Genomic DNA, 7,007 nt, shown 5'->3' with positions numbered 1-7,007 from the left:
ATCACCGCATAGATATGCCGAAGGATTAGGCACACTATGCCAGAAAAATCAGCTGGTTGGCGATATCCCATCCGCAGCCACCTGAATAGTTACAAGTAATTTTGCAGCACCTGCATCCGGCTGGCGGTGAGCTACACGCACATTAGATTGTTGCAAATCTTTGAGCGCATTAATTTTCAATGGATTATCAGCACGAACCAATAAGCCTTGGCGACGTTTGGCCCAACGCACTATAAGGAGATCACGCATGCCGCTGAGCCCTAACACGCTGGGTTCATTATAACGCTGAGTAGCGGCATCTAGCAGGTGAATGCCTGCTAACATTGCTTTGCCATCGAGTAAGCGTCTAACACCATCACCACTACCTTGACAGAGCGTAGCCAAATCAGAGCCGCTTTCCCTAATTGACCACTCTAGCAGTGGGTCTTGGCTGCCCGCGACCACCAAAGGCACCGATAAACGCTGGACTTGATCACCTTCCAAGTGACTCAGTACCCATAAATCAATTTGCTGGAGAGGAAACAACAGCTTTCCGGTTACCCGGCTACACGGGATCTGGCCTTGGCTGACCAAATCATACACTTTGCGTTCTTTAAGCCGCAGGTAGGTAGCAACTTCTGCAGTGGTTAAATAAGCATGGGTGCTGGTGACCATAATGTTGTCCTAGGTTTAACTGTATACAGAGATGCTCAACCGATTTTACTGCATATAGCTGCATGCATTTCAGCTGCATGTGCAATCAGTTAGATTCCAGTACATCATGCCAAACTCAACATAATAATGATGTAGCCGCTTAATGCCGATTAATGACAATGCCTTTAGCACCGCCCTTTCCTTGATCCTGAGCATGGACAGTGCACTAATCTCAATTGTGATGCTGTCGCTTCAGGTATCGCTAATGGCGGTAGTGATTGCCAGCCTATTAGCACTGCCGTTAGGCGCCGCTCTCGCCCTTTGGCATTTTCCCGGCCGTAATGCAGTCATTGTTGCGCTTAATGCACTGATGGGTTTACCGCCGGTCGTTGCCGGGCTATGCGTCTATTTACTACTTTCTCGTGCGGGGCCATTAGGTGAATGGGGATTGTTGTTTAGCCCCACCGCAATGGTCATCGCTCAAGTGATTTTGGTGCTGCCGATTATTGCCGCCCTTACTCGCCAGCAGATTGAAGCTCTTCACAGCGAATATGCCGAGCAGCTGAACTCCTTGGGCCTGTCGCGTCAACGTATGATCCCAACACTACTCTGGGATGCACGCTTTGCATTATTAACCGTCATTTTGGCAGGCTTTGGCCGGGCCAGCGCGGAAGTAGGGGCGGTAATGATTGTAGGCGGCAATATCGATGGCGTAACACGAGTGATGACGACCAGCATTGTGCTTGAAACCAGCAAAGGCAACCTGCCAATGGCACTCGGTTTAGGGATTATTTTGCTCGCTTTGGTCACCATGATTAATGCCATTGCCCACATGATTGGCGAAACGGCAAAGAGGCGGCTGGGATGAATGCACATCATATCCCCCCTGTAACAACCCTTGAGCTAGATAGCGTAGGCTTTATTCACCGCGACCAAACACTGCTCAAACCCACTTCGCTGCGCTTAGCAGGCTGCCAGCGAACGCTCATTATGGGGCCTAACGGGGCTGGCAAAAGTCTGTTAATGCGGTTGGCTCATGGCTTATTAACACCCACTAGCGGCAAAGTTCGTTGGCAAGGCGAGCAACCTGCACAGGCCATGGTATTTCAACGCCCCGTGCTATTACGCCGTTCCGCCCTGGACAATCTCACCTATGTACTAGCGATCATCAAAACGCCTCGGCCAGAACTTAAGCTATTAGCGCGAAAAGCGCAGGCAATGAGTGCGCTTGAGAAGTTTGGTTTGACTCATTTAGCTAAACGTCCCGCACGAGTGCTGTCAGGAGGCGAACAGCAGCGCTTAGCGCTAGCCAGGGCTTGGCTGCTCAATCCACGAGTGCTGTTTTTAGACGAGCCTACTTCCGCACTAGACCCAGCCGCCATCAAAGCGGTTGAAGATGCTGTGCTTGAGTTTCATCACAGCGGTACACGCATTGTCATGACCACCCACGACTTACACCAAGCGCGCCGCTTAGCCGATGACGTGCTGTTTATGCATAACGGTGAGCTGCTTGAGCATACGCTCGCTAACGACTTTTTTACCGCGCCCACCTCTAGCGAGGCAGCCGCGTTTATTCGGGGTGAGCTGGTTTGGTAGCCCTTGAACTGATGACGCCAGCACTAATCAACAACGATCTAGGAGCAACTTGATGATGAAAACCACCGCATTTATCACTGCAGGCACATTAGCACTAGGCTGGAGCAGTACACTCATAGCGGCTGATGACTACATTACACTGGCCTCTACCACCTCTACCGAAAATTCTGGCTTGTTTGGCGCTATTATCCCGGCATTTACCGAAGAGTCGGGAATCGAAGTACGCGTGGTGGCCGTGGGCACCGGCCAAGCATTTGAAATTGCTCGGCGCGGCGATGCCGACAGCCTGCTGGTACACGACACTGTTGGCGAAGAGCAGTTTGTGGCCGATGGCTACGCTACCCAGCGCCTTGATGTGATGTACAACGACTTTGTTATCGTTGGTCCGAGCGATGATCCTGCTGACATCAGCGAAAGCGAAACGGTTTCCGATGCCATGCAACGCATTGCTGAGAGCGAATCGCCCTTCGCCTCACGGGGCGATGATAGCGGCACCCACCGTGCTGAACTGCGCTTATGGGAAGATGCTGGTGTTACGCCGCAGGGCGGGTGGTACCGCGAGCTGGGTAGCGGCATGGGCCCCACCCTAAATACCGCTGCGGGCATGAATGCCTATTCATTTACTGATCGTGCTACTTGGGTGGCGTTTGAAAATCCCCAGGATTTAAAGCTGCTGTTTGAAGGTGATGAAGCGCTGTTCAATCAGTACGGCAGCTTATTGCTCTCAGAAGAGCAGCATCCGCACTTAAAACATGCGCTCGCCGCGCAGTGGCACGAATGGCTAGTCTCTGAACAGGGCCAGCAGGCCATTGCTGATTTTGAGGTAGCCGGTGAGCAGTTGTTTTTTCCTAACGCTGAATAATATTTGAACCTATCCAACGACAACTGCCCGCTTTAAAAGCGGGCAGTTGTTTTATTATGCACAGTTGTTATACACAGCTTCAGTGGGCTTCTGCTTACAAAAATATTATTTAGCGGTTAAATAACCCGCTGATATCCTTGGCTTCCCAGTGGGGAAAGTGCTTGCGCACCAGCGCATTCAGGTCACGCTCAAACGCCACCCAGTCGGTAGCGCTAGCAACGCTGCCCGGTACACTCGCCGTGCCACGAATCATCCCGGCACCCACAGTCACGTTAGTTAGTCGATCCACAATAATAAAGCTGCCGGTACCCGGGCTAGTGCGGTAATCATCTACCGGAATAGCGGCGGTTAGCTCAACGTCGCAGCGGGCGATGGCGTTCAGGCCCAGGGAGTGAGTGGCATGCTTCTCCAGGGTATTGACGTCAATTTGGTAATCAATCGCGCTCACCTGGCCGGAAAGGTCCCGCGTCGCCAGCTTAAAATCGTAAAGCTTACCCGGTGCTAATACCTCTTCATGCATCCAGACAATATCAGCTTTAAAGGTGTTGGAGAGCGGCAGTTCACAGTCCGCAGCCACCAGCCAATCACCGCGGGAGATATCGATCTCATCTTCCAAGGTGACCGTTATTGCCTGACCAGGGTAGACGGCGGCTAGGTCGCCATCAAAGGTAACAATCCTAGCGACGTGTGATGTTTTACCCGATGGCAGGACTTTAACGGCTTGCCCCGGGCGCAACACGCCAGCGGCCAGTGTCCCGCAGTAACCGCGAAAATCGAGGTTCGGGCGGTTCACATACTGAACCGGCAAGCGCAGGTCGCTAAGGTTTTGGTCGCGACTTATTTCCACACTCTCGAGCAACTCGATCAGTGTCTGCCCTTGATAACCCCCAGTAAAATACCACGGGGTTTGCTCACTGCGATTCACCACATTGTCGCCATTAAGCGCTGACATTGGCACAAAGCGAATATCTGGCGCTTGCAGATTAGTGGCAAAGGCGCGGTACTCTTCAACTATCTCGTTGTAGCGTTGCTCAGAGAAGCCCACCAAATCCATTTTATTAACCGCAATTACTAGGTGTTGAATACCCAGCAGGTCGGCAATAAAACTGTGGCGACGGGTTTGGGTCTGCACACCGTAACGGGCGTCAATTAGGATAATCGCCAGGCTAGCCGTTGAAGCCCCAGTGGCCATATTGCGGGTGTACTGCTCATGCCCAGGCGTATCGGCGATGATAAATTTGCGCTTATCGGTGGAGAAAAAGCGGTACGCCACATCGATGGTAATACCTTGCTCCCGCTCGGACTGAAGACCATCCACTAACAGCGCCAGATCAACGGTATCACCGGTAGTGCCGCTGGTTTTAGAAGCCTGGGTAATCGCTGCCAACTGATCTTCAAAGATCATTTTCGAGTCGTGGAGCAGGCGACCAATCAGGGTTGATTTACCGTCGTCTACGCTGCCGCAGGTAATAAAGCGCAGTAAATCCTTGTTTTCGTGTTCGTGCAGGTACTGCTCGATATTATCGGCAATTAAATTGGATTGATGTGACATCAGAAGTACCCCTCGCGCTTTTTCTTCTCCATCGAACCAACCTGATCGCGATCAATGGCACGGCCACTGCGCTCACTGGTGCGGGTCAGCAGCATCTCTTGAATAATTTCCCGAAGCGTTGCCGCTTCAGATTCCACGGCGCCTGTTAGCGGATAGCAACCCAGCGTTCTAAACCGCACCGACTTCTGCTCAGGCACTTCACCAGGGGCTAACGGCATACGGTCGTCATCGACCATAATTTGCATACCGTCTCGTTCGACCACCGGCCGCTTGGCCGAGTAGTAGAGCGGCACAATGGGAATCGACTCTAAATAGATGTATTGCCAGATATCCAATTCGGTCCAATTTGACAACGGGAACACGCGGATCGACTCGCCTTTATTAACCTTGGCGTTATACACGTTCCACAGCTCAGGCCGCTGATTTTTGGGGTCCCAACGGTGATATTTATCGCGAAAAGAGTAGACGCGCTCTTTGGCTCGGGAAGCTTCTTCATCGCGACGGGCGCCGCCAAAGGCCGCATCAAATCCATACTTATCCAGCGCTTGCTTGAGCGCTTGGGTTTTCATGACATCGGTGTACTTGGCGCTGCCGTGATCGAAGGGGTTAATATTAGCTGCCCGCCCCTCTTCGTTGGTATGCACGATCAACTCCATGCCTGCTTCCGACGCCATGCGGTTACGAAACTCGATCATCTCGCGGAACTTCCACGTGGTGTCCACATGCATCAGCGGAAATGGCGGCGTACCGGGATAAAAGGCTTTGCGCGCCAGATGCAGCATGACGGAGGAGTCTTTACCAATGGAGTACATCATTACCGGGTTGGCGAACTCGGCTGCGACTTCACGAATAATGTGAATAGACTCAGCTTCTAATTGCTTGAGGTGGGTCAGGCGCGCAGCGTCGGGAGCAGCAATACTGGATTCCCGCTTCGACGGCGAAGAAGTTGACGCTGATGAAAGCGTCTCTGAAGAAACAGCGGACAATTGGGTCATGGCCCCTTACCTCACAAGAACAAGCTCGTCACACAAGAAAAGCAGTGTACGTTCTAAAAATGTACGTTCGAATGAAGATAGGGTAACGCCGAGTCGATAATAACCCAAAAGAATTAATAACTATCTTTTTATTCCTTTATCGCCTAACGAACTATTGATAGCGACAAAAAAGCTAAACAGCAATGCGCTCTATCCATGTCTGCCACTCGCTGCCAAGTAGCTCACTCCATTCTAAATCTACAATGCGATAACCAGGACGGGAGGCCTCATCAACAGCGAACTCCTCTGCATTTGGCAGAAACTGATCGGCCATAGCAGGACAGCCATAAATATTCACCATTGCATCCCCCACGGCACGTCGCTCGGCGTAAGCTTGATGCGCATGACCAAAGAGAATGATCTTGACCTGAGGGTAGCCACTTAACAGCCGCCAAAAAGCATCGCGATCTTGAAGGCCAATGGCATCCATCCACACTGCACCAACGTCTACAGGCGGATGATGCATGGCAATTAGGATAGGACGATCATCTTTTTCTAATTGAGCGGCCAAGTTAGCCAGCTGCTCGCTGCCTAGCTCGCCGTAAGGTTGACCCTCCACTCGGGTGTTGAGCAGCAGTAAACGCCAGGCATCAAGATCCACTTCATCTACGAAAACGCGCTCGGCTGTCATCAACGCAAGCTGATCGTGATTCCCTGGCAGCCAATACCATGGGCAAGATAACGACGCCATGGCTTGTACCGCTAAGGAATATGAAGCGGCGGATTCGTCTTGACTGATATCCCCAGTAAAGACCACCATATCGGGTTGTTCGGCTTTAACAGCGCTTAGCACCTGTTGAAACTGCCGCCAGGGTACGCCAGCGCGGGAGCGCGCCTCGATATCCGCGTAGAGATGGGCGTCGGTAATCTGAATGAGCCGCATTAAGGCATCTCCGGCACATCAACAGCGTGACCATAAGCAAGGCCATGCGCCAACCACTCACCTAAGAAGCGATTAAGCTGAAGTTTCTCATCCGGCTGGTGCATCCGGGCATTAGGATATCGGTAGCGGCCATTGAAGTGGCGTTCGCGCTGGAAGTCGGTCACTTCCGCCATGCGCACATCATGATAAAGATGCACACGCATACGCGGCCCCTCCATCACACTATCCAGTGGGCCACTCTGAGAGACATCTACCATGGTGGTGTAAGGCGCCTGCTCGTAGATATAGAGATGCAAATCACCAAAATGCTGCTTATTGCCTTTCAGGGCAATATCACGGCGCTGGCCGGCCTCCATATCGCCCACCAGCCGCACCAAACGTAAATAGTTGGCGCTGCACTCCCCTTGGAGCGATTTTAAATCGGTGACATAGGCCATTCTCGCCATG

8 protein-coding genes are annotated in these 7,007 nt (G+C 52.1%); 3 read left to right on the top strand and 5 right to left on the bottom strand.

Annotated features, from left to right (window positions below):
- Positions 1-48: 48 nt before the first annotated feature.
- Complete coding sequence (locus tag ACQKE4_RS13270) at positions 49-654, bottom strand: substrate-binding domain-containing protein (RefSeq protein WP_427388849.1); 606 nt, start codon at positions 652-654, stop codon at positions 49-51.
- A 193-nt stretch (positions 655-847) separates the two neighbouring features.
- On the opposite strand from ACQKE4_RS13270, the gene ACQKE4_RS13265 reads away from it, so the two are divergent.
- From ACQKE4_RS13265 to ACQKE4_RS13255, 3 genes are read left to right on the top strand one after another with little or no spacing between them, the layout of a single operon-like run.
- On the top strand, positions 848-1,501 hold the full coding sequence (locus ACQKE4_RS13265; protein WP_427388848.1) for an ABC transporter permease: 654 nt from the start codon (positions 848-850) through the stop codon (positions 1,499-1,501).
- On the top strand, positions 1,498-2,229 hold the full coding sequence (locus tag ACQKE4_RS13260; protein ID WP_290836105.1) for an ATP-binding cassette domain-containing protein: 732 nt from the start codon (positions 1,498-1,500) through the stop codon (positions 2,227-2,229). Before ACQKE4_RS13265 ends, ACQKE4_RS13260 begins: the two co-directional genes overlap by 4 nt.
- A 52-nt stretch (positions 2,230-2,281) precedes the next feature.
- The gene (locus tag ACQKE4_RS13255) at positions 2,282-3,091 is read left to right on the top strand and encodes a substrate-binding domain-containing protein (RefSeq protein ID WP_427388847.1); all 810 of its coding nucleotides are present in this window, start codon (positions 2,282-2,284) and stop codon (positions 3,089-3,091) included.
- Positions 3,092-3,200: 109 nt separating this feature from the next.
- On the opposite strand, the gene cysN is transcribed toward ACQKE4_RS13255, so the two are convergent.
- From cysN to ACQKE4_RS13235, 4 genes are all read right to left on the bottom strand, one after another.
- Positions 3,201-4,643, bottom strand: coding sequence for a sulfate adenylyltransferase subunit CysN (gene cysN, locus ACQKE4_RS13250; RefSeq protein ID WP_427388846.1), 1,443 nt, complete (start codon positions 4,641-4,643; stop codon positions 3,201-3,203).
- Positions 4,643-5,638, bottom strand: coding sequence for a sulfate adenylyltransferase subunit CysD (gene cysD / locus ACQKE4_RS13245; protein WP_427388845.1), 996 nt, complete (start codon positions 5,636-5,638; stop codon positions 4,643-4,645). Before cysD ends, cysN begins: the two co-directional genes overlap by 1 nt.
- Before the next feature lie 172 nt (positions 5,639-5,810).
- Entirely contained in the window at positions 5,811-6,560 is a 750-nt protein-coding gene (locus ACQKE4_RS13240; RefSeq protein ID WP_427388843.1) for a phosphodiesterase, read from the bottom strand.
- The gene (locus ACQKE4_RS13235; RefSeq protein ID WP_290836109.1) at positions 6,560-7,006 is read right to left on the bottom strand and encodes a DUF1249 domain-containing protein; all 447 of its coding nucleotides are present in this window, start codon (positions 7,004-7,006) and stop codon (positions 6,560-6,562) included. The genes ACQKE4_RS13240 and ACQKE4_RS13235 overlap by 1 nt, the downstream gene beginning before the upstream one ends.
- Between the last annotated feature and the right edge of the window lies 1 nt (position 7,007).

The sequence above is a fragment of the Halomonas sp. NPDC076908 genome (assembly GCF_050269715.1).
GTDB lineage: Bacteria > Pseudomonadota > Gammaproteobacteria > Pseudomonadales > Halomonadaceae > Vreelandella.
This window is presented reverse-complemented; position numbering and strand designations above follow the sequence as displayed.